Below are 22,279 nucleotides of genomic sequence, written 5' to 3'. Positions count from 1 at the left end.
CCGAGTAATAATGGTGAACCCATTTCATCTGAAAAATCCAGGATGAGGCAAGTGTTGATGCCTCGTAAAAATAGTAAGGGTGAGCTAGCAGGTAGCACTGATCCCGATAGCCATTACACCCCATTAGGTCGCTTGAAACTGACATCTAAAGAACCCCAAAATTCGCTGTTAAGACGAAAACTTAAGAATACTGATAACAATATTGCCCAAACAGATTCCGCTAAAAAAAGTGGACTTTTTAAGTCGGCATCGGTGCAGCGCATCCGTACTCGCTTGGGATTACATCCTGAGTTGTATAAAAATCCTGATAATAAAGAATTGGTTATAACCGATCAAATGTCAGGAACATCAATAGGTAAAAACAATGTCAACACAGAAAACTCCCAATTAGTCATCAAAGGTTGTGCTGATTTTAACAAAAGTACGGTGATAATTTTGGTTAGAAAACGGTTTTTGTCAGCCCGTTATATGCAGTTGGCTGAGGAATGTCGCATCCGGCAAAATGCAGCTTATGCCAGAATTGACAGGCAGGTTAATGGCTATGGTCGGGATTATTTACAGCGTGTTGCTGAACGTGCCAGACCATTTTTGTTTCACGTAGTCGATTCCTTGAGCAAGTACAATCTGCCAATGGATTTGGCGTTGTTACCTATCGTTGAAAGCGCATATCAACCTACCGCACTGTCATCCGCTCAGGCGGCGGGTATTTGGCAGTTTATTCCAAGTACCGGCAGAGAATTCGGTCTACAGCAGACGGAAGAATACGATGCCAGATTGGATGTGGTGGCAGAAACTCACGCCGCCGTTAGGTTTTTGTCTGGCTTGCGGGATCATTATCGGGGTGATTGGCTATTGGCGTTAGCCGCATACAATGCTGGACCAGGGACAGTGGATGCGGCAATCAGTCGCAATGTCGCGGCAGGCTTGGGGGGTGACTATTGGTCGCTAGACTTACCTGCGGAAACGCAAGATTACGTACCAAGATTATTAGCACTGGCACGAATATTTTCAAATCCGAGTACTTACGGTTTGAAGTTAAGACCTGTCGTCAATGAAACGTATTTTATTAAAGTGCATATCGACCATGAAACCGATATTAAGCATTTAGAAAACAAGGGTTTACGGACAGTTGCCAAGCTCGCTGATTTTAATCCAGATCAGTTTAGTACATTGAACTCGGCCTACCTTAAAGCGACTCTGCCGGAGTTCAAATCATTTAGTTTGTTGATGCCGATCAGCAATGCTAATGTGCTACACCAGAGTTTGGCTTTTATGGCGCAATCGCATAAAGATGAGGAAAAATCCGCATTACACTTTTTCGAGGAGTTGGCACTATTTTCTGAGCCTACTTGGTCAAAAACCCAGATGCCATTTTTGGCGATTAATCCGAATGCAGATCAACAATGGTTTTCCCCAGCGAGGCAATTAGCAGAGATTAGCATTAAGCCAAAATCAACAGCTAATGAGGCAAAAATAGCCAAAACGACAGGGGAAGATTACCTGCCCGTGCATTATCTTGATAAAGGCGAGTCGCTAAAAGCGGTTGCAGAAAATCACGGAGTGAGTGAAGAAGCCTTACGCGAAATTAATAAGCTTAAACGTCGGCAAACAATCTCTTTGGGACAACGTTTGTTGATTCCGCACAAACAATTGGCAGCAGTCACGACCGTAAAAAAGACTAAAGTATCAGTGCTTTTTAAGGGAATAACGGGTGATTTTGATCCACTTCTTTAGATTCGATAAGTCAGTGTTGAGCGTGAATATGTCTGCGTAAGCGAAGGCTACTGCGTTATATTGCAATCACCCCTTTCCATAAAATGCACTATCTCGATAAATATCATGCACATGTCGCAAGAATACCATAATGATAGAGGCAATAGGCAGGGCGAGCAAAATCCCCAAAAATCCAAATAATTGACCACCCGCCATCACGGAAAAAATCACCGCAACAGGATGTAAACCGATTTTGTCACCGACCAGTTTTGGTGTTAGTACTGTGCCTTCCAACGATTGACCAATCAAAAATACCACGGCGACAGGCATCAACTGGGTTAATTCGTGAAACTGCACCAGCGCAGCAGTACAAGCAACTACTATGCCAACGATAGCTCCCAGGTAAGGTACGAAGCTGACCAGTCCTGCCAGCATTCCGATTAATAAGGCTAAATCTAGTCCGACTATCCAAAGCCCCAGGCTGTAAATGCAGCCTAACGCTAACATAACGTAGAACTGCCCACGCAGGAATGCCGATAACACGGTATCAACTTCGCCAGCAAGTTTAACCGTGGTGGGCGTAATCCTTCTTGGCAACAGACCGTAAATCTTGGCAACCAGAATGTCCCAATCCCTTAGCAAATAGAAGGTAACGACGGGAATTAACACCAAGTTCATCAAAAAACCAACGATGATGCCACCGGAATGCGAAAGCGAACTCATCGTGGTAGCGGCGATACCACCGGCTTTTTGCCAATGATTTTTAACGAGAGTGATGAGTTCGTTTATATCGACAGGCTTGAGTGTGATGCCAAAACGCTGTTCCAGCCAAGGTAAGACAACACCATTTATTTTTTCGGCATAAGCAGGCAAATTGCCCAGGAAGTTGGTAATCTGGACTTCAAGTTGTGGTATCAACAGGAATAACACCAGCGCAAATACCAGTGACATGACCGAAAATACCACCAGTACCGATTGAGTCCTGGATAAGCGGCGCTGTTCTAGCCTGTCGGTAAGCGGATCGCCTAAATAGGCAAGAATGGCGGAAAACACAAACGGCATTAACACGGGCGACAATAAATAGACCAGCCAACCGCCGAATGCGATCAATGCCAGCACCAGCCATTTTTGTGAATCGGTCATCGACAATAATCCTAAGCCATTTTGCCCGTGTGCGGGTTTAGTTTTTAAACTAATCCACTAGCACGAAGATACATAAACCCTGCTACCGAAGCTATAACCAACAAACCCAGTGCTGCTGCTATAACCCATTTCAAACTGGTTTTTTCTTTATTAGCGCTGTTTGTATTGGAATGTTGCGTGTTAACGCCCTCAATACTGGCATTGACAGCCCTGAATTTGCCCTGCTTATCTCTTGCTACTTGATAATAAATAATGTCGCCAGGTACGGGACGACGCGCTGTGTCTCCGAGAGAGGAGATATGTATGAACACATCCCTGCCTGCGTTATCGGGGGTAATAAAGCCAAACCCTCGGTCTTCTTTCCACGTTTTTAAAACCCCTTTTAATACTGGTTTTGTCATAAAAATAATTTAATTATAGGTCTGTGATACTGGCTGTTACTGCGCTGACCAACATTGGCTGATCCAGGAAGGTAAGCTTGAATTGTCTTTTGTTAGCTATCTTGGCGTTTTTGCGAGATGCCCATATAACACGGCTTCAAAAACGCGGATTTATTTTATGAGTCCATTCATGTTGTACCCGTGTTTGATTGCAAGTCAATATTTGAGCAGTTGCCCCTTGAATAGCATGATAAAATGCATTCAAAGTTCTACCACCCAAACGAATGAAGATTTCCTAATTAGAATGCTGATTATCCGATGCTTTGGATAATTCAGCACTGAGTCATTTAGATTTTCTCTGAATGATGGCCTTATCATCAATAATTAACTCGGAAATACCGCCCATTACCGACTTTATGGTGCAGGAGGCTTTTTTAAACCCAGCTTTATTCTCACCCACCCATTTCAAGGTGATATAGCTATCTTTATCGCTTTCCGTTGCTGACGGGAAATACACCTGCTCCCCTGTTGCGTCCTTGATGGCTTTGGGACAGGCTTCGGTTGCCATAGTTTGCAAGTTAAAATAATTCCTGACCATAGCCGATGATTCTTTCTGTTCGGTTGATTGTTGATTATTAAGCCCAACCAGTGCGAATCCCACCAGAATTGCACCTACGATGGCTATCGCTAACTTAGTGGTTTCCGACATTTTTTCTTTTGTTTCTTCTTCTGACATTTTGCTACCTCATTATGATTATTACGATTTGTCTGATTGCACACTTGGATTCTATGCCTATTACTCAACTACAGCAATCAAGCTTGATAATGAAACTGCTGAATTAGTTGATTTAGATCAAGGATTGATGAAGTTACCGCCGTCCGTACCAAATTCTTCGGTAAATTTAGAACCATGATGCTCCGTTTTGCACCTTACATCACAGCTATTGCGACCATTCAAACCGTTCAGAATTCAATGCCTTGTTCCGCCATAATGCCTTGCTCGTAGGCATGTTTGATTTTGGTCATCTCAGTCACGGTATCGGCAACTGCAATGACTTCGGGAGCAGCATTACGCCCCGTCATAATTAAATGCAGCCAACGCGGCTTATGGTTAAGAATAAAATCGGCGATTTCATCGCCGCTAATCCAGTTATAGCCGCAGCAATAATTGATTTCATCTAACAAGACAACATCAAATTCTTCGGACAGGATTTTTTGCTTGCTGAATTCCCAGATTTCGCGGCTGGTCTTGATGTCTTGCTCTGGATTTTTGGTGTCCCAGGTAAAACCATCGCCCAGTGCATGCCACTCGATATTGTCGAAGTGCGTCGCGGCTTTTTGTTCCCCAGTTTGCCATTGGCCCTTAATGTACTGAATAACGCAAACTTTCATATCCCAGCCTGCGGCTCGAAACACCATGCCCAAGGCACTGGACGACTTGCCTTTGCCTTCGCCAGTGTTAACTACGACCAATCCGTGCCGTCTATCTCTTGCTTTCATATCGTCCTATGGTATTGTGCAGATACAACAGTGTTCCTTGTCAACGCGCCAAGTTAAACCACGCCGACAAGTTAAAGAAAGCTTACACGAAAAGCCTTTTTATCTCATTACATATTGCTACAATGCCCACCTGCCGACTGATTGATTAATGAAATGGATGTAATACAACGACTCGCCGAAGAATTATCGATCAACGCCAGACAGGTAAAAGCTGCTGTATTGTTACTCGACGAAGGAGCTACCGTACCGTTTATTGCCCGTTACCGAAAAGAGGTAACGGGTGGTCTTGACGACACGCAATTACGGAATCTGGAAGAAAGGTTAGGCTATCTGCGCGAACTCAATGATCGACGAGATTCCATTCTTGCCAGCATTCTCTCTCAAGACAAACTCACGCCAGAATTGGAAGCTGCCATTCTAGCTGCTGATACCAAAACATTGTTGGAAGACCTGTATTTACCTTACAAACCCAAACGACGCACCAAAGCCCAAATTGCACGGGAAGCTGGGCTAGAGCCATTAGCTGATGCTATTTTGGATGACCGGACTGTTATTCCAGAGCAGCAAGCCATCGCTTATATCAATGCCGAACTTGGCGTTGCAGATGCCGCAGCCGCTTTGGAAGGCGCACGGCAAATCATTATGGAACGACTATCTGAGGATGCAGAGCTGTTGGCTAATCTTAGGGAACACGTCTGGCAAAAAGGCTTAATCCATGCCACTGTTGTTAAAGGAAAAGAACAGGAAGGCATCAAATTTACTGATTATTTCGATTACAAAGAAGCGATCAATAAAATCCCTTCGCATCGCGCTTTGGCCTTATTCCGTGGTCGCAATGAGAGCATCTTGTCGCTCAACCTGCTGCCAGAACAGGACGAACAAATTGGACACGATTATTGCACCCAGCTTGTTGCAAGCCGTTTGATGGTTACCGATAACCGTATACCCGCCGATGCCTGGCTGGCTGAAACAGCGCGTTACGCCTGGAAAATCAAGTTGTTCACGCGGATAGACCTGGACTTAAAGCTGCGTTTGCGGGAAGCCGCCGAACTGGAAGCCATCAAGGTATTTTCCAGCAATCTAAAAGATTTGCTGTTGGCTGCACCCGCTGGTGCAAAAGCCACGATGGGGCTAGATCCAGGCATTCGTACCGGAGTTAAAGCCGCCATTGTCGATGCGACCGGAAAAGTATTGGCTACCGAAACTATTTATCCTCACCAACCTAAAAACCAATGGGATCAGTCAATTGCCACCTTAGCCAAACTGATTCAGCAGCACAAAGTTGATCTGGTCAGCATCGGTAACGGCACAGCTTCCAGGGAAACCGATCAACTGGTTGCCGATGTCATGAAGCTGCATAAAGACCTTAACTTTAGGAAAATTACCGTTTCAGAAGCCGGCGCTTCGGTTTATTCGGCATCGGAACTGGCGGCAAAAGAATTTCCCGACATGGATGTCTCAATACGTGGCGCGGTATCCATTGCCAGACGTTTACAAGACCCGTTAGCAGAATTGGTTAAAATCGACCCAAAAGCCATTGGGGTTGGACAGTATCAGCACGATGTCAACCAAGCCCAGTTAGCCCGCGGGCTGGATAATGTCGTAGAAGATTGCGTGAATGCCGTGGGCGTGGACGTTAACACGGCATCGGTCGCCTTGCTCAAACAAGTATCGGGGTTATCGTCTACTTTGAGCGAGAATATCGTTGCTTTCCGCAATGAAAATGGCGCTTTTTCTGACCGCAAACAGCTCAAAAAAGTGCCGCGCCTGGGCGATAAGGCTTACGAACAGGCGGCAGGATTCCTGCGTATCATGAATGGAGCTAACCCATTAGATGCTTCCTCAGTGCATCCAGAGGCGTATCCAGTTGTCGAAGCCATCATTAAAGATACCGGAAAATCCATCCGTGATTTAATAGGGCAAAGCCAAATACTGCGGAATCTTGATCCAGCGAAATATACCAATGAAAACTTTGGCTTACCGACAGTCACCGATATTTTAAAGGAGTTGGAAAAACCAGGACGTGACCCAAGGCCAGAATTCAAAAGTGTTGAATTCAAATCCGGTGTAGAAAAAATATCTGACCTAGAACCCGACATGAGGTTGAATGGCGTGGTAACAAATGTCGCTAATTTCGGCGCATTTGTCGATATTGGCGTACATCAGGACGGCTTAGTGCATATTTCGCATCTTTCGGATACCTACATCAAAGATCCCAGGGATGCCGTTAAAACCGGTGATTTTGTCAACGTGCGGGTACTGGAGATTGATGTTGTACGGAAACGTATCTCCTTATCAATGAAATCAGAAGTTTCACCTGAGGAACATAAACCAAAACCTGAACAACCCGCGCAAAAAGCTGTCCATAAGCCTAAGCAGCAAGCAGCGCAGCCCCAAAGTCCGATGGCGAATGCGTTTGCCAAAGCTTTGAAAAGGTAAATAATAAAAGCTCTGCTATACTGATCCTTATCAAAAACTGATTTACAGGATTCAACATGACCCCATTCAGACAAATCGCGATAGTCACGCTGTTCTTGACCTTGTTACTGGCGCAAATACCCACATTTGCGGCGGCTGATTATTACCAGCAACAGTTGCAAAACGAACAGTTGCTCAAACGCCAGCTTGCGCTCCAAAAAAACATGGAGGAGGATCGTTACATCAGACAAGTCGGCGATAAAGCCTTGAATGGTTTCACTAATGTCGTTACTGGCCCACTAGAGTTACCTAAAAGTATCATCAATCAGGTTAACTATAATTACAGTAACAATTACGGCAGTAATAACAACAGTAACGACACTAACAGCGATCCCGACGACAACATCGTTTACGGCATATTTGGTGGTGTTATTAGTGGCGCACTCAATGCTACAGGTAGAATCATGACGGGTGTTACGGATTTAGTCACAGCACCACTGCCCACCAAGCCTATCGTACAACCAAGATATGTTTGGGATGATTTCGACAAAACTAACTCCTACGGTCAGGTATTCCGGCTAGTTGACAATCCGCCGATAGAACCTTACGTAGCTCCACCGCCACGACCAGTTGCCGTTATTGCACCGATTGATGACCAAACACAGCACTATTCCGATCAAACTAACCAGAATCTGGATGCTTATTTTAAGCAAGAAATGCAAAAGTAAATTATCCGGTTTTAATAATTGTCATTTAAGGCAGAACGTTCTCATAGGACTTCTGCCTTTTTTATGTGATACCAAAAAGTACTGTAAAACGCTGAATTTCTTAAAACTCCAGGGACTGGGAATATGCCCGTCTAGCCAAGCTCACAAAGGCTCAAACAAAGCCGTAAGGTCGTCAGCCGTCAATTGCAAAGACTCCTCTTTAGCACCTTCGGTATAAATGCTGTCCGCCAGGGCGCGTTTGCGGTCTTGCATAGCGATCATTTTTTCTTCTACGGTATTTTCGGTGATGAGTTTGTAGACAAACACGGGTTTGTCTTGCCCGATGCGGTGGGCGCGGTCTGCGGCCTGGGTTTCTACGGCGGGATTCCACCAGGGATCATAGATGATCACGGTATCGGCTTCGGTAAGGTTCAGCCCGATACCGCCCGCTTTCAGGCTGATCAGGAACACATCAACCTCGCCGCTTTTGAACATCTGGATGGCGGCATCGCGGTCTTTGGTTTGCCCGGTCAGCTTGCTGTAGGCGATAGACCGCTTGTTGAGTTCGTCTTCGATGAGGGCAATCATGCGGGTAAATTGGGAAAATACCAGTATTTTCCGACCTTCTTCCAGCATTTCAGGCAACATTTCCATCAGTAGGTCCAGCTTGGCGGACTCATTGATTTTCTGTGCTTGCTCTAACGGTAACGTGCGTGGGTCGCAGCAGGTTTGCCGCAGTTTCAGCAGCGCATCGAGGATGGTGATGTGGCTGCGCGAAAGACCGCGTTCGGCAATGGCATCGCGAACCTTCTTTTCCATCGTCAGGCGGATGCTCTCATACAACGCGGCCTGTTTTTCAAGCAGCGGCACGGAGCGAATTATTTCGGTTTTTGCTGGTAATTCTGACGCGACTTCCTGCTTGGTACGGCGCAGCATAAACGGCGCAACGCGCTGCGATAGCCGCACTTTTTGCTCACTATTGCCGAAGGTTTCGATGGGCGTGCGGTACAGTTTTTTGAACGCCGCGCTATTGCCTAAAAAGCCCGGCATCAAGAAATCAAATTGCGCCCAGAGTTCGCCCAAATGGTTTTCCATTGGCGTACCCGTTAAGCACAGCCGATGGCTGGCCTTGATTTGGCGCACGATTTGCGCGCCTTTGGACTGTGGATTTTTGACGATTTGGGCTTCGTCCAGGATCAGATAATGATATTGGTGTTCCAGCAGCGTTTCTTCATCTCTGGGTAGCAGGGGATAAGTGGTCATAATCAGATCGTAATCCCTGATTTTATAGAATAATTGCTTACGCTCCGTACCTTGCAGAATCAGCATATTAAGGTCTGGCGTAAAGCGTTCTGCCTCACGTCGCCAATTACTGAGCAAGCTGGTCGGGGCGATAATCAAGCTGGGATTTTTCATCCGTCCACTTTGCTTTTCTACCAATAGATGCGCCAGGGTTTGTACAGTTTTGCCCAGCCCCATATCGTCGGCGAGTATCCCTGCGAATGAATATTCCCGCAAAAATTGCAGCCAGTTTAGCCCTAGTTTTTGGTAATCCCGTAAGATTGCGCGGAGATTTTCAGGTACAGGCACTTCGGCTATGCCTTTAAAATCCCTCAATTTTTGCGCCAGTTTTCTAAGTTCCTCACCGCCTTTTATCGAAAATAGGCCGTAGCTGTGCGCTTCCATCTCGGCAAGGCTGGCAGCATTAAAGCGGGATATTTTTAGCGAGCCGTTTTTGTCCAAGCTGCTACCGCTGAATAACTCCAATAAAATCGCCAAAAACGGTTTTATTTTTTCACTTGGGATAGTCAGATAGCGGTAATCACTGACTGGGATATTCAGTAATTCTGGCAGATTGTGCAGATCATAATTTTCCAGTACGGGCATAATCAATGGCAATAACGGTATTGATTGCCCAGCAACCTCGATATTAAAGCGCATTTCAAACCAGTCATTCTGGCTATCACTGATTTCAGCATCCCAATTGTCTACGGCTTGAAAATCCAGCAAAAAGCTGTCTCGGAATTCAACAGACCAACCTCCCTCTTGCAATTCTGGCAGTACGGTTTCCAGAAAATTTCCCCAGCGGGTCGCACTTTCCACTGAGGATTTTGCGTAACTGCCCAGCACGAGTTCTTTAGATACTGTTGCTATAGCAGGTGCTGACGTAAAGCCCAGCCGAACCAGTCGAGCAATAGCCGCGTTTTCCTCTTCAAGCGACCGCTTGATTCGTGCCAAGCCCTGGGCTGTTTTTATTACGTTATAGTCCCTAAGCTCATTAGCGGGTAGCAACCAATCGCCATACTTGAAATTTACCTGCATGAAATGCACATATTGCTTAGGGTTGACCTGTTCCCCAAACAAAATCAGGTTAGGAATGGGTTCTAAATCCAAAATTTCCGTCAAGGCAACTTTTTTGGGTGGCGGCAAGGGCAGTTCGGGGTGTTCTACCGTCAGTCGATAACTGAATTCATCGGCAACCTTTTCCGGTACAGGCGGTGCGGTAAGCAGATTTCTGAGTTGTTCTTGGCTAATGCTAGCTGACGTAAATGCACCGATTGTGCCTTCTTCGGCATCCAGGTAATGCGGTGGATCAATCAATATTGGCAATGCCGCAGGTTCGATAGCGATATATAATTGGTAATCGCCTTTATCGGTCTGTTGCCAATCAAACTGCAAAGTACGGGCAGCACCGAGTTTAAGTGCTGGCGCGTCCAAATCTTGCCAGAACAATCGGCCTGTTTGTAATAATTTTGACAGGGCGATAGCACCCATAGAGCCGGTAACCAAAGGTTCTCCACCGAAAGAATTATCCAATGCGAGAATGATTTTGATGAGTTCGCTATCTTCTTGTTTAACATAAGAATAATACGAAAAGCTGTAGCGCAGATTTTGCAAACTGGTTTTACGACCTTTGCTAAGACCGCCGAATTTTTTTTCTTTAGTAACAATAAGGTCAATCGTCAACTCGTTTTTGACTTTTGCAGGCTTCAAGACATAGGCAACAAATTCTTCCGCGCTGTCATTTTTTGGAGCAACGGACGGTTGCTGCATTTTGTCTAACCATAGAAAACAACTTGCACCCGAATTTTTCTGCACTTCCTCAAGGCCACCACCTTGGTAGGTCAAACAAACGGCGACTACATGCTTGCAGTTATAACCGACAGGACAAGAACAACTGCCTTCGATCTCGGCAGAGCGAAAGTCAGGTCGCCAGACGATGCGTATATTCTGCTTGTACGGGCTGCTGGCACTGCCTTCGACGGTTGCGTTTAATTGGGTGAAAAGTGCGCCTTCACTGGTGACTTTACACTGCTCCACCAGCCCTGTTTCGTAGTATTGTTTACCGCGATCATAAAAACTTGCGCCACATTCCTTAATGATGTCGGAGCGGAGCAATTTTTTTTCGTTGGTCATAACGGGTGCAATAAGTTTGGAATAACCGATTATTGTACAATAGATGGCACTACAATGTGGGCATGAAAAGCGTGGTCGTTGGACTTGCCAGTTGGACTGATGTGGAGACAGATAAACTTTTGAAAGCGTACGAGACATTTTTTCTGGTATTCGCAGTTTTTGCTTTGCCACAGGCAAATGCAGACATTAAGCAATCCGCACAACCGCTTGCACCAGGATACAGTGATCTAAAATTTACCGTACCCATACCTGGCACTTATAAGCTACCTGCTTTAGGCCTAGCCAGTGACGGGAATGTGTTGGATAGCGAAGGCCGTGCGACCAGCTTACACAATTTGATGGGCAATCCTGATAAAGTCGTCTTGCTGAGTTTTATCTATTCGACTTGCAGCGACATCAACGGTTGCCCGTTGGCAACGGCAGTCTTCCATAAAATCAAAAATAGGCTGGAAAAAGAACCTGACTTGGCAAGTCGGTTACGGTTAATCACCTTAAGTTTTAATCCAGAACATGATACGTCGGAGCGGATGAAGGCGTACGGTGCAACTTTGGAGGGCAAAGGGGTTGAATGGCACTTCCTGACGACCCAATCAGAAAAGGAACTCCAACCGATATTGAAGGCTTATAAGCAGACCACAGAAAAAATCTATGATGCTAAGGGAAAGTTCACCAATACCTATAATCATAACTTACGGGTTTACTTGATCGATCAGCACAAACAACTACGCAATATCTACAACACGGAATTGCTGCATTCTGATACGCTTATCAGTGACATCAAGACGTTACTACAACCGGAAGCGAAAATTTCACAATCCACCCCAAACAACCTTGATAAATCGACTTTGTATGGCGCGGGTGATAATAAATTAGATTACCAAAACAAAGATTACCAAACCAACTCGATAGCACTGGCTCGACGCAAAGGGCAACCCGCTGATTTACAGAAAACCATAACTCAAGCGCCGCTGGGATTGCCTTCCGTTCCTGTGCTAGAAGACAGCCCCATCACAGTAGAAAAAATCAGCTTAGGGCGAAAGCTGTTTTATGACCGCCGCCTGTCCATTAACAATACGTTTTCCTGCGGCGTGTGCCACATCCCCGAACAAGGCTTTACCAGTAATGAGATGGCAACTGCCGTTGGCGTTGAGGGTCGTACCGTCAGGCGCAACAGCCCAACCTTGTATAACGTCGCTTATATGAAATCGCTATTTCACGACAGCCGGGAAAACACCTTGGAGCAACAGGTCTGGGGGCCATTATTGGCACACAATGAAATGGCGAACCCTTCTATCGGTTACGTCATTGATAAAGTAAAAGACAGCACCGATTACGATGGCTTATTTGAAAAGACATTCGGCAAACCACCTGGCATGGAAACCATTGGCATGGCGATAGCCAGTTACGAACGTGCATTGAATTCGGCCAACTCACCGTTTGATCGTTGGTATTATGGTAACGACAGCAAAGCCCTAGCTGCCAATGCCCAGCGCGGCTTGCAATTATTTACCGGCAAAGCGGGGTGCAGCCAATGCCATACAATTAACAAGGAATACGCTTTATTTACCAACAACAAGCTGCATAACACAGGTCTAGGCTATGCGGATGCGATGACCGACAAAACAACTAAACCCGCGCAGCGAGTTCAGGTCTCACCAGGCGTTTATGTCGATGTTGCACCTGAAATAATAGCTTCTGTTGCCGAACCCAAAGCCAACGATTTAGGCCGCTACGAAGTCACCCAAAACCCGCAAGACCGCTGGCGTTACAAAACACCATCCTTGCGTAACGTGCAACTGACCGCACCTTATATGCACAATGGCAGTATCACCAGCTTGCGGGAAGTCGTTGAATTCTATAATCGCGGTGGAATTGCTAATGAAAACCTTGATCCTTTAATCAAGCCATTACATCTTACCAGCACGGAAATAGACGATCTCACCGTATTTTTGGAATCGTTAACGGGAGACAATACCGAAGAATTGATTTCTGATGCTTTTGCCGCTCCGATTGGGGATAGAGATAAATAACTTGGCTAGTACATATAGAGACCTTTGCACGCACAGCAGAAACTTTGGTTGAATGGTCAAATGCCGATTTTTTTGAATAGGCATTCGCCTTAAAAGGCAATATTCGGCTGGAATACGTATTTATCGCTCCATTTTTATAATACCTTGGCTGTTTTTTGCCGTTTTCCGTTGCATTGGACGGAGTTATCCCGCAAGCGCCAGTTAACCATTTGTAATTAATTGCCAGAGTAAAAATACTCAAAATAGCTTAAAAAGCGCGTTTTTATTCTAACTAAGAAGTCATTTGTACTAGTCTATCGAAAAACGCTCATAAGCGATGTAAAGGTTTCAGGACTGACTCATCGTTACTCGCACTCTTTTCCCTGGCCTTATTTTCGGTAAACGCTTGCATCAATTTTTTGCCCGTCCACCCGCTGTTATTTTTGCCATACAATGTCTGGTTTAGCTCAAGAATTTCATCCCTAAGCCGTGCACCACAACAGCCTGCAATCGCGCCAAGGTTGTTGGCATTAAACTTTTGCTTACCCCATGAAAGCAGGGCGATTTTGGCGCTTAGTGCATCATTATTGGCGCAGGCTTCCTTAAGTTTTTTGATGCTTTCTTTGATGTTGGTTTCGGTTATAAGTCGTTGCTCATCTACATCTGAAGCGATTTTTTTGGGTCGCTTACGCAAAAAATAAACCAAGGTAAGTAACCAACCTAAGGCTAAAAATAACGATGTCCACAGCCAGATATTTTGCTCTCCGGTTTGAGTGTTGATCAGGATTTGAGTATTTGCATCAGGTTTAGAAATAGGCGTTGAAGGCACAACTGAAGGTTTCGGCGGAGGTGTTGTTTCAGGTTGGTTTTCACTCACCCCGGCAACATTGATCGTAGTTTCTGGAATACGGGCAATTTCCGTTGTTTGGGTCTTGGTGTTAAACCAGGAAATTTCAATCGACGGCAGGATGTGCTTGCCTGCCGTCGATGGGATCAGGGCTATTTTTTCTTGCCTGGATGCGGTGATGCCATCGGCCAGCTTCTGTTCGTTCAATACGGGTTGGTCGGGATATGCCTTAAGGTTGACATCGGTTTTTACCGCGCTTAGTTCAGGCAGTTGGCCTACAGTTGTGCCTACACCGTGCAACGTCAGAGTTCGGGTTAAGGGTTCGCCGACTTTCATTTGTTGGATGTCGCCCGACCATTCTTGTGACAGTTCGATTTTTTCGGCGGCAAGCCAATCCTTGCCGGTAAAGCTGGGCGGTGCAGGCTTGACGTTCAGGACGACTTCCTTGGATACAACTCGCTTGGTCTTGGTCATCCTGGAACCAAAAAAATCCCTGAAATCAGGCTGGCGATCCATAATAACCGCCGCCGTCAAGGATAATGGCTTGATGGTCATCGTGCCGCTTTTTTGCGGGAAGATGGCATATTTGCGTTCCGTGACGAGGTAAGACACACCGTTCACCACCGTATTGAAGTTGCTGTCTTCGCCCAGTTTTTCGATAACGGCATCGGCCAATTCCGGTTCGCTCAATTCGGCTTGCGCGACATCCACGCGCCTGTACAAGCGTATTGTGTATACGATTTGTGATTGCACGTAAAGCTGTTCGGGTGTCGCTTTGACTTCCAGAAAGATGTCTTCGTTGGTGTTAGCGGCATCACTGTCCGATGCGCCTTGGTTGACCATGATAGGAAGCGGCTTGCTGGCATCACTGCCAAACTGTATGGCTGGTATAACCAGCTTACCAGCCTTATTCGTCGTGGCTTCAACCGTCCATCGGATCGACTTGCTGTAGGTGCCGTTGACCCAGGATGAGCTGCTGCTTTGCCCTTGGTTAAGGATGGAGAAATCTTGTTCGAGCGGCGCAAAATCAGGATCGCCATCGGGCGTATCACTCGCCGTAAAAAAAATCTTGAATGATTCATCGATGCTGACAGGATTTCGATCAACAGAAGTGGTAATTTCAGCAGCAAAAGTCGGATGTGATGCAATGCCGAAAGCCATCAAAATTATTAACAAGAAACGTCCAAATACCCCTTCACCTACTGGGAGAAAACGAACGTCAAAAGTTTCAATGATTGATTTAATACGCTTCATAAGACTATCTTTCGGGTTCTGCTAAGTAATTATTGTTGTCCACGCTGATCATACTGATACTTGAATTTGCGTCTCAATAACCCTGCGGGATCATCTGGAATTCGTTTGAGCCATTGCTCATTAGCTTGTTTTTCTTCATTAGTCATTGCATCTAAAGGTTTTGTTGATGCTGCATCCGGTTTTTTATCCTCTTTTTTGGGATCGGTTTGTTCCGGTTTTGCTGCTTCTGGCTGATTTTCTTGCTCCTGCTTTTCAGCTTCTTTTTTTTCAGCCTGTTGTTCCGCACTTTCTTGTGACTGCTCGGGTTTTTGCTCAGGTTTTTTATCGGCTTCCTTTTGCTCGTCCTGTTTTTCTTGGTTTTTATCTTGCTCAGGCTGGCCTGACTTGTCGCCGCCTTTATTTTGTTCCTGGTTTTTTTTATCTTGGGAATCTTGTTTATTGTCTTTGTTTTGTTGGTTTTGTTTTTTTTCCTGTTGCTGTTTTTGAAGTGCTTCTTCGACTAATTTCTTGTTGTATTCAATGTCTTCTTTAAGTAGTTTATCTGGAAATTTGTTTAGAGCTTTAGCGTAAGTTCCTATAGCTTTCTCATATTCCTGACGAACGGCATAGACGTTACCTTGGTTGTAATCGCCAACGGCAGTTTTGGCATCTTTCATTTCAACTTTTATTGTTTGGTCTGACTTGTATTGAGCGGCTGCTTGCCAATCAGGATTTTCAAACAACTCCGCCGCCTTATCGTATTGCTTATTGTTATAAGCCTCCTGAGCCTGTTGGTCTTTGGTTTTCCATAAGTCTTCCCATTCCCTGTTCATATCAAGGGCGTAGCTGTTTTTTGGGAATGGCAATAGCAATAAAAAGACAATACCAAGCAAGCCTTTCCTGAAACTCAATGCCGCTAACGGCAAAACCAACAGCAACAGCCACGGGCCTACATCACGCCATTGATCCAGCAACAGGTTTTCATTTTTCTCACCTTTCTCACGAGCATGTGTCGCCACAGTAGAAAGCAAAGCCTGAATATCGACATCGTCCGCCGTTAGCGATTGATAAGCACCCTGCCCTGCCTGAGCTAGTTTTTCCAATTCATTAACATTCAGTTTATCAACGACAATACTACCTTGCTCGTCCTTTAAAAAGCCGCCCGTGTCTAAGGCAATCGGCGCACCATCGGATGTGCCTACTCCCAGTACCAGTAATTGGTAAGCGTCTAACGATTTGGCTTTGGATAAGGCATCATCAATATTGCCACCATCAGTCACGAGGAGAATTTGTCCTTTTTGCAAACCGGCTTGCTTGAACAAGCCTTGCACTTTTTCTAAAGCCCGCGCCATATTATTGCCATCGGTGGGCATAATACCCGTTGTTAAGGCGGATAACTGACTGTCTATGGTTTCGGTATCGTTGGTGAGCGGGGTGACGGTGAATGCGTCGCCAGCATAGACCAATAATGCGGTTTGCCCATCTTTGCGTTGTTTTAAAATATCGGCAATTTTGTAACGTGCCATCACCAAACGGCTAGGTTTGATGTCGGCGGCATCCATCGAGCGCGATAAATCCAGCACGATAACCAAAGCAGAATCGTTCCTGAACACGGGCGTTGGTAAACGTTCCCACGTCGGCCCTGCCAGGGCGATGATTGCAAACAAAGCGGCAACAGCGCCCGTTACTAAAGGCCAGCGGCTTTGCGCGACGGCCTTATCCTGCAATAGATAAGGCAGTAGTGCCTCATCGCACACGGCTGCCCAGTTGCCGTGGCTCAGTTTACTTCTGACCAGCATGACCAATAAAACTGCGTAAGGTAGCAGTGCCAGCAGCAAATAAGGCCTAATGAAATGGAATTCGGATAAGTTCATGACCATTTTGTTTTATAAAAACCTATCAAACCTGACAGAGCCAATGCCAGCCCTAAAGGCCAGTAAAAAAGATCGGTATGTGGACGGAAAAATTGTTTGTCTTTTTCAATGGGTTCAAGCTGATCCAGTAGCATGTAAATGTTGTTCAATTCCTCAGCATTTCGGGCGCGAAAATATCGACCACCAGTGCTTTCGGCAATTTTAACCAGGGTGTTTTCATCCAAATCGGTAGAAGGATTGACCTTACGGGAACCGAAAAAGCTGCGGACGATCATTTCATCCGCGCCCACCCCTATCGTATAGATTTTGAGTTTATTTGCCGCCGCCAATTCCGCCGCTTTTAAGGGTGACACTTCACCAGCGGTATTTGCGCCATCGGTAAGCAAGATCAAAACCCGGCTGTCGGCGGGTTGGTTTTTAAGGCGTTTGATCGCCAAACCAATCGCATCGCCGATGGCGGTGTTATCGCCAGCAAGTCCAATGGCTGATTCATCCAATAAGGTCATGACCGTTTTCCGGTCAAAGGTCAGCGGCGTTTGTAGGTAGGCTTGAGTGCCAAACAGGATCAGGCCCAGCCGGTCACCCACTCGACGGTTAATAAAATCGTTGGCGACATATTTGATCGCGGTGAGCCTATCCACGGGGCGTTTGTTGATGATGAAGTCCTGCACTTCCATACTGCCAGACAAATCCACAGCCAGCATCAGGTCACGTCCACTAACGGCCTGTTCAATGGGATCGCCTAACCATTGTGGGCGGGTGCAGGCTATCACCAACAAAACCCAGGCAATTGAGGCTAACCATAACGGCCACTTTAGATTTTGGGTAACAAATTTGGTTTCGGCATCAGAAAAATCATCAAGGAATGGGACTTTTAAAGCGGCTTGCTCGACTGTCATTCGAGCAGGAAATAGCCAACGCACTAACAGCGGTAGCGGCAATAAAAGTAGGAGCCAAGGCCATTCAAAGTGAATCATCGTTGTCGTTTGGTTTGGGCATTAAGCCAATCTTCACACAGGTTGGTGAGTTGGGATATTTCCTGTTCTGTCGGTTGGTTGTTTCGATAAGGTGCGTCTGCCAACAATCTCCCAGCGCCTTCTGTAAATGGTGATCCTTTTACCGAGCGGTCAAGAAACTCCAGCCACTGTTGTCCCGTCAACCCAGCGCATTCATTTCTTACGTTTGTGCTAATTGCCATACGTCGAATGAGCGCAGATAAATCTTTCAGTTTTTGGCTGTTTTCGCGCTGGGTATCTTGTTTAATTTCCAGCAGAAGTTTTTTTGCGGCTTTAATGGCTGTCTTTCGGGTGAAGTACCGATATAGCCAAAACATTAACGCAATCAATAAGGGAATCAGGATCGCCAATATCCACCAACCAATTGCAGGCGGCCACCAACCAATTGCTTCTGGCAGGTGAATGTCGCGGAGTGGAAGTTTACCGGATTCCATTTTATCGAGATCCCAATGGATGTCTTAGGCATTGCACGGGATCATCCTGGGTGCCGCACTGCATCAACGCCACGCCACGCCTTGAGGAGATGCGTTTTATTTTTCGTAGCCGTTCCTCAAAGCGGAGCTGGTAGTTAGTCAACCTTTGCTTATCGCTGGTGTCAATCAGTACATCCTTATCATCATGGGTAAATCGGTAACGGCCTTGCGTGGGCAGTCCTTTTTCTAGCGGATCGTAAACAAAGATCAATACCACGTCGCAATGTTCCGATAACTTCAGCAAATAGTTTTCCGTTTGCTCGTTTATGCCGCGAAAGTCACTAATAATATATACCAAGCTCCCTGGCCTGGCATGTTGTGATAACCTGAATAGTGCTTGAGCAAAAGTAAAATCATTATTATCTTCCGCTATATCAGGAACAACTAGGGCATTCAAGAAATGCAGTACCGAATGCTTGCCGTTTTGGGGCTTAAGTTCTTTGCAGGACGATTGGGAAAAAACCTGTCCGCCGATACGGTCGCCCTGCTGGTTGGCAACCCAGGCTAGCAAAGCCGCGAGTTTTTTGGCTTGCACGGACTTGAACACGCCACGGGTAGCAAACTGCATAGCCGGGCGGTTATCTACGGAAATAAATACGGGCTTTTCGCGTTCTTCCCTGAACAGTTTGGTATGGGTTTTACCCGTCCGTGCAGTTACCCGCCAGTCGATACTGCGTATATCGTCGCCCGGTTGATAAAGCCGAGTCTCGTCAAATTCCATGCCTCTGCCTTTAAAGGCAGACAAATAACCGCCGCTTTGCTGGGCGCGGATCGTCAGGCGGTGCAGGTTTAAGCCCGATGCGGGTTTCGCCAGGCCAATTAGTGTTTTTAGAGTTACTGAAACCAGCCCATTAGAATCAACAGGTTTAGCGGTGGGTTCAATTTTTTTTGCGAGTAACATCAGGAAATTTCAAAATATAAGCAGTGGCAAAAACAAATACCTTCGTGTACTGAGTATTGAAAATAAGCAAGTTACCCACAATACCATTCATTCATTGAAAGAGATGATAGGAATGCTGCAACTTGAGGAAACACATTATGGTCAGCCGCATATTGCAAGTGTATAAGAAAGCGGTCTCTTTTTTCTTCGTCGGAAGTGTGATGCCAAGCTGTTAAAATCAAGGGTAAAGGTGGTTGCCAGCCATTATCAACCCTTTTCCGATTTGGAAGCATTTCCCACATTTCATTCCATTTTTGAGGTTGGGGGGCATATACGACCATCTGCTTTTGTAAAGTCGATTAGTTCATCTAAGTTTTTCATCACACATTAAATTTATTTAATTAAAAATCAAATATACCCATCAAGGCACTGCAATTCTGGCAATGAGTTCCTTGATAACCTGATCGGTCGTGATGCCTTCGGCTTCCGCTTCGTAAGACAGGATCAAGCGGTGGCGTAACACATCAAAAGCCAGTTCCTGAATGTCTTCAGGGCTGACAAAATCCCGTTGTGATAACCAGGCCTTGGCTTTGGCGCAACGATCCAGGGCAATACTGGCCCTGGGGCTGGCACCGTATTGCAGCCAGCTTGCGAGATCTTTTCCGTACACGGATGGGTTTCGGGTTGCCAGGACGATTTGCAACAAATAATCCTCTAAGCTATCGGTCATGTACATATCTAGCACTTCCTCGCGTGCGGCGAATAAGGTGCTTTGGGTGATGGCTTCAAAGGGCTGCTTTAGTTTTGCGGCCTCGGTGCGTGCTTCTGACCGTGCTAAATGCAATATGCTTTTTTCATGTTCCGCTTTGGGGTAATCGACTTTTACATGCAACAAAAAGCGGTCTAGTTGGGCTTCCGGCAAGGGATAGGTCCCTTCCTGCTCAATCTGGTTCTGGGTTGCCATTACCATGAATAACTGCGGCAGTGGGTAAGTTGCCTGCCCCACCGTAATTTGCCGCTCTGCCATAGCCTCCAACAAAGCCGCCTGGACTTTCGCCGGGGAACGGTTGATTTCATCAGCCAGGATCAGGTTATGGAACAACGGCCCTTTCTGGAATTCAAACGTACCTTGCTGGGGACGATAGATTTCAGTCCCGGTCAAATCGGCGGGAAGTAAATCCGGGGTAAACTGCACTCGGTGAAAATCGCCTTGTATGCCTTTGCTGAGGACATTGATGGCGCGGGTTTTAGCCAAGCCTGGAGCACCTTCAACAAGAAGGTGACCATCAGCCAACAGGCCAATCAACATTCGCTCAACTAAAATCTCCTGACCGATGATTTCTTGGTTGATGTGGTTTTTTAATCGTATTAATGCGGATTGTGTGGGGCTGGTTTGATGTTGTTCTGACATAGTATTGGTTGTTAAGCTTTAAAAATTCTTTGTAATATCGTAGCCCGTATGAAGCAAAGCGAAATACGGGAAGTAAGTCCTTTTCTAGGCCACTAGTTCGCAATACTCAACAACTGTTGAAGGAACAGGGATTGGCAAGCCGTCTTCGCGTAAGCCTTCCAGATGCAGTTCGATTGCTTCACGGATATTTTGCTCTATTTCTTCAATAGTTGTGCCAGTTGTAATACAACCTGGCAAATCAGGTACATAAGCAGAATAGTTGCCTTCGGCTTGTTCGATAATCACTGCATAACGCATAATTTCACCTCTTTAACTGTGCTTGTTTGAGAATACTGCTCAAAGTGCCGGGAGCCAAGTCATCGCTAGTTTTACCAGGAACAGTAACACGTCCCGATTTAACCGGATGCTTGAATTGCCGATGGCTACCTCGTGTAGTGACAAGATACCAGCCATCATTATCAAGCAAAGTTAGGATTTCTGACACTTTCATGGCTTGATGGTTCGCTGCGCTTTTTATTTGTTTTATTTTAACTGGTTTTAATCGTCATTCCGGCATGGACGACCGCCAAGGATGGCGGGGCTGCAACCGTTCCATACGGTTGCCAGCATTCCCCACATCCCTGTGGGTCAAGTGCGGGCAAGCAAGTAGGAACTTGCTTCGCTTGCCGGAATCCAGGACACAGGGATGTGAAAATCTAAGGTGTCGCTTACGCGACGGTTATTTTAATGTGGGTTCTCGTACCCACGGACGAGATACTTTCTTTTGCTTCGCCAAGCCACATGGATGTGGTGAATGCGGAAAATGCAGGAGCAGTTTTCCGCAAAAGAAAGTATCCAAAGAAAAGGCGACCCAGATGCCGCTTGCTTCCTGCGTTCCTCAGTTTTGACGAGGGTTGCCGGAAGGGACTTCCTGTCCCTCCAGCAACGTGCGGCATCCCTGCCGCACCCTTTCGGGCGATTCCCGCCAAAACCTCCGCTACTCGGCGCGGCATACGGGAATGGTGCATTTGTCGTAGCGTAGGTTGGATTACGACTGCATGGATGCAGGAGGTAGGGCAATGCAGGAGCAATTGCCGAGACGCGCAAAACCTCTTAGTTTTCAGGTAAGTAATAACTTTCCGCGCGTCGTAATCCACCATGTCGAAGCCCATCACATTCGGCGGGTTACGCCGCGCATGAACACCAGTAGTTGTTTAGGCACAGTGGGTTTGCGCGGCTAACCGCGCCCTACAACTAACCCACCGTACGAGGTACGATT

The 22,279-nt window shown here is 46.2% G+C and carries 19 protein-coding genes; 6 read left to right on the top strand and 13 right to left on the bottom strand.

Annotated features, from left to right (window positions below; genetic code table 11):
- Nucleotides 1–57: 57 nt before the first annotated feature.
- Nucleotides 58–1,734, top strand: a complete 1,677-nt coding sequence (locus AC1YY3_RS00580) for a lytic transglycosylase (RefSeq protein WP_481823683.1) — start codon at nucleotides 58–60, stop codon at nucleotides 1,732–1,734.
- Nucleotides 1,735–1,800: 66 nt separating this feature from the next.
- On the opposite strand, the gene AC1YY3_RS00575 is transcribed toward AC1YY3_RS00580, so the two are convergent.
- The 4 genes from AC1YY3_RS00575 to cobO all read right to left on the bottom strand — a co-directional run bounded on the left by AC1YY3_RS00575 (nucleotide 1,801) and on the right by cobO (nucleotide 4,736).
- Nucleotides 1,801–2,856 (bottom strand): AI-2E family transporter, encoded by a 1,056-nt coding sequence (locus AC1YY3_RS00575; RefSeq protein WP_481823684.1) that lies wholly within the window; start codon nucleotides 2,854–2,856, stop codon nucleotides 1,801–1,803.
- A 44-nt stretch (nucleotides 2,857–2,900) separates the two neighbouring features.
- Entirely contained in the window at nucleotides 2,901–3,257 is a 357-nt protein-coding gene (locus tag AC1YY3_RS00570) for a cold shock domain-containing protein (RefSeq protein ID WP_481823685.1), read from the bottom strand.
- A gap of 322 nt (nucleotides 3,258–3,579) precedes the next feature.
- A complete protein-coding gene (locus tag AC1YY3_RS00565; protein WP_481823686.1) occupies nucleotides 3,580–3,972 on the bottom strand; it encodes a hypothetical protein in 393 nt (130 codons plus the stop codon).
- Nucleotides 3,973–4,199: 227 nt separating this feature from the next.
- Complete coding sequence (gene cobO, locus AC1YY3_RS00560; RefSeq protein WP_481823687.1) at nucleotides 4,200–4,736, bottom strand: cob(I)yrinic acid a,c-diamide adenosyltransferase; 537 nt, start codon at nucleotides 4,734–4,736, stop codon at nucleotides 4,200–4,202.
- A gap of 153 nt (nucleotides 4,737–4,889) precedes the next feature.
- Here cobO and AC1YY3_RS00555 point away from each other — a divergent pair, with 153 nt between their 5' ends.
- Nucleotides 4,890–7,175: a Tex family protein gene (locus AC1YY3_RS00555; protein ID WP_481823688.1), complete on the top strand. Its 2,286-nt coding sequence runs from the start codon at nucleotides 4,890–4,892 to the stop codon at nucleotides 7,173–7,175.
- Nucleotides 7,176–7,231: 56 nt separating this feature from the next.
- The gene (locus AC1YY3_RS00550; RefSeq protein ID WP_481823689.1) at nucleotides 7,232–7,882 is read left to right on the top strand and encodes an exosortase system-associated protein, TIGR04073 family; all 651 of its coding nucleotides are present in this window, start codon (nucleotides 7,232–7,234) and stop codon (nucleotides 7,880–7,882) included.
- Between the two features lie 141 nt (nucleotides 7,883–8,023).
- Here the strand turns inward: AC1YY3_RS00550 and AC1YY3_RS00545 are convergent, their stop codons facing one another.
- Nucleotides 8,024–11,278 (bottom strand): DEAD/DEAH box helicase, encoded by a 3,255-nt coding sequence (locus AC1YY3_RS00545; protein ID WP_481823690.1) that lies wholly within the window; start codon nucleotides 11,276–11,278, stop codon nucleotides 8,024–8,026.
- Between the two features lie 32 nt (nucleotides 11,279–11,310).
- On the opposite strand from AC1YY3_RS00545, the gene AC1YY3_RS00540 reads away from it, so the two are divergent.
- Nucleotides 11,311–13,308, top strand: coding sequence for a cytochrome c peroxidase (locus AC1YY3_RS00540; RefSeq protein ID WP_482194233.1), 1,998 nt, complete (start codon nucleotides 11,311–11,313; stop codon nucleotides 13,306–13,308).
- A gap of 307 nt (nucleotides 13,309–13,615) precedes the next feature.
- Here the strand turns inward: AC1YY3_RS00540 and AC1YY3_RS00535 are convergent, their stop codons facing one another.
- From AC1YY3_RS00535 to AC1YY3_RS00500, 8 genes are all read right to left on the bottom strand, one after another.
- Nucleotides 13,616–15,388, bottom strand: a complete 1,773-nt coding sequence (locus AC1YY3_RS00535) for a BatD family protein (protein WP_481823692.1) — start codon at nucleotides 15,386–15,388, stop codon at nucleotides 13,616–13,618.
- A 29-nt stretch (nucleotides 15,389–15,417) separates the two neighbouring features.
- Nucleotides 15,418–17,241 carry a vWA domain-containing protein gene (locus tag AC1YY3_RS00530; protein WP_481823693.1) on the bottom strand — a complete coding sequence of 608 codons (1,824 nt, stop codon included), beginning with the start codon at nucleotides 17,239–17,241 and terminating at the stop codon, nucleotides 15,418–15,420.
- A complete protein-coding gene (locus tag AC1YY3_RS00525) occupies nucleotides 17,238–18,218 on the bottom strand; it encodes a vWA domain-containing protein (RefSeq protein ID WP_481823694.1) in 981 nt (326 codons plus the stop codon). The genes AC1YY3_RS00530 and AC1YY3_RS00525 overlap by 4 nt, the downstream gene beginning before the upstream one ends.
- Nucleotides 18,215–18,691, bottom strand: a complete 477-nt coding sequence (locus tag AC1YY3_RS00520) for a DUF4381 domain-containing protein (protein ID WP_481823695.1) — start codon at nucleotides 18,689–18,691, stop codon at nucleotides 18,215–18,217. The genes AC1YY3_RS00525 and AC1YY3_RS00520 overlap by 4 nt, the downstream gene beginning before the upstream one ends.
- Nucleotide 18,692: 1 nt before the next feature.
- On the bottom strand, nucleotides 18,693–19,631 hold the full coding sequence (locus tag AC1YY3_RS00515) for a DUF58 domain-containing protein (RefSeq protein WP_481823696.1): 939 nt from the start codon (nucleotides 19,629–19,631) through the stop codon (nucleotides 18,693–18,695).
- 400 nt (nucleotides 19,632–20,031) lie between these two features.
- Nucleotides 20,032–21,021 (bottom strand): AAA family ATPase, encoded by a 990-nt coding sequence (locus AC1YY3_RS00510; protein ID WP_481823697.1) that lies wholly within the window; start codon nucleotides 21,019–21,021, stop codon nucleotides 20,032–20,034.
- Between the two features lie 84 nt (nucleotides 21,022–21,105).
- On the bottom strand, nucleotides 21,106–21,318 hold the full coding sequence (locus AC1YY3_RS00505; RefSeq protein WP_481823698.1) for a type II toxin-antitoxin system HicB family antitoxin: 213 nt from the start codon (nucleotides 21,316–21,318) through the stop codon (nucleotides 21,106–21,108).
- A gap of 4 nt (nucleotides 21,319–21,322) precedes the next feature.
- Nucleotides 21,323–21,505, bottom strand: coding sequence for a type II toxin-antitoxin system HicA family toxin (locus tag AC1YY3_RS00500; protein ID WP_481823699.1), 183 nt, complete (start codon nucleotides 21,503–21,505; stop codon nucleotides 21,323–21,325).
- 309 nt (nucleotides 21,506–21,814) lie between these two features.
- Here AC1YY3_RS00500 and AC1YY3_RS00495 point away from each other — a divergent pair, with 309 nt between their 5' ends.
- Together AC1YY3_RS00495 and AC1YY3_RS00490 are read left to right on the top strand one after the other, a co-directional pair.
- Nucleotides 21,815–22,042 (top strand): hypothetical protein, encoded by a 228-nt coding sequence (locus AC1YY3_RS00495; protein ID WP_481823700.1) that lies wholly within the window; start codon nucleotides 21,815–21,817, stop codon nucleotides 22,040–22,042.
- Nucleotides 22,043–22,058: 16 nt separating this feature from the next.
- On the top strand, nucleotides 22,059–22,241 hold the full coding sequence (locus tag AC1YY3_RS00490; RefSeq protein ID WP_481823701.1) for a hypothetical protein: 183 nt from the start codon (nucleotides 22,059–22,061) through the stop codon (nucleotides 22,239–22,241).
- Nucleotides 22,242–22,279 lie beyond the last annotated feature (38 nt).

It is taken from the genome of Methyloglobulus sp. (assembly GCF_964779595.1).
This window is presented reverse-complemented; position numbering and strand designations above follow the sequence as displayed.

What these genes read in the sequence shown, in the direction of transcription:
- AC1YY3_RS00580 (WP_481823683.1), top strand. Translation starts at nt 58, where the DNA reads ATGCCTCGTAAAAATAGTAAGGGTGAGCTAGCAGGTAGCACTGATCCC.
- AC1YY3_RS00575 (WP_481823684.1), bottom strand. Translation starts at nt 2,856, where the DNA reads ATGACCGATTCACAAAAATGGCTGGTGCTGGCATTGATCGCATTCGGC.
- AC1YY3_RS00570 (WP_481823685.1), bottom strand. Translation starts at nt 3,257, where the DNA reads ATGACAAAACCAGTATTAAAAGGGGTTTTAAAAACGTGGAAAGAAGAC.
- AC1YY3_RS00565 (WP_481823686.1), bottom strand. Translation starts at nt 3,972, where the DNA reads ATGTCAGAAGAAGAAACAAAAGAAAAAATGTCGGAAACCACTAAGTTA.
- cobO (WP_481823687.1), bottom strand. Translation starts at nt 4,736, where the DNA reads ATGAAAGCAAGAGATAGACGGCACGGATTGGTCGTAGTTAACACTGGC.
- AC1YY3_RS00555 (WP_481823688.1), top strand. Translation starts at nt 4,890, where the DNA reads ATGGATGTAATACAACGACTCGCCGAAGAATTATCGATCAACGCCAGA.
- AC1YY3_RS00550 (WP_481823689.1), top strand. Translation starts at nt 7,232, where the DNA reads ATGACCCCATTCAGACAAATCGCGATAGTCACGCTGTTCTTGACCTTG.
- AC1YY3_RS00545 (WP_481823690.1), bottom strand. Translation starts at nt 11,278, where the DNA reads ATGACCAACGAAAAAAAATTGCTCCGCTCCGACATCATTAAGGAATGT.
- AC1YY3_RS00535 (WP_481823692.1), bottom strand. Translation starts at nt 15,388, where the DNA reads ATGAAGCGTATTAAATCAATCATTGAAACTTTTGACGTTCGTTTTCTC.
- AC1YY3_RS00530 (WP_481823693.1), bottom strand. Translation starts at nt 17,241, where the DNA reads ATGAACTTATCCGAATTCCATTTCATTAGGCCTTATTTGCTGCTGGCA.
- AC1YY3_RS00525 (WP_481823694.1), bottom strand. Translation starts at nt 18,218, where the DNA reads ATGATTCACTTTGAATGGCCTTGGCTCCTACTTTTATTGCCGCTACCG.
- AC1YY3_RS00520 (WP_481823695.1), bottom strand. Translation starts at nt 18,691, where the DNA reads ATGGAATCCGGTAAACTTCCACTCCGCGACATTCACCTGCCAGAAGCA.
- AC1YY3_RS00515 (WP_481823696.1), bottom strand. Translation starts at nt 19,631, where the DNA reads ATGTTACTCGCAAAAAAAATTGAACCCACCGCTAAACCTGTTGATTCT.
- AC1YY3_RS00510 (WP_481823697.1), bottom strand. Translation starts at nt 21,021, where the DNA reads ATGTCAGAACAACATCAAACCAGCCCCACACAATCCGCATTAATACGA.
- AC1YY3_RS00505 (WP_481823698.1), bottom strand. Translation starts at nt 21,318, where the DNA reads ATGCGTTATGCAGTGATTATCGAACAAGCCGAAGGCAACTATTCTGCT.
- AC1YY3_RS00495 (WP_481823700.1), top strand. Translation starts at nt 21,815, where the DNA reads ATGCGGAAAATGCAGGAGCAGTTTTCCGCAAAAGAAAGTATCCAAAGA.
- AC1YY3_RS00490 (WP_481823701.1), top strand. Translation starts at nt 22,059, where the DNA reads ATGGATGCAGGAGGTAGGGCAATGCAGGAGCAATTGCCGAGACGCGCA.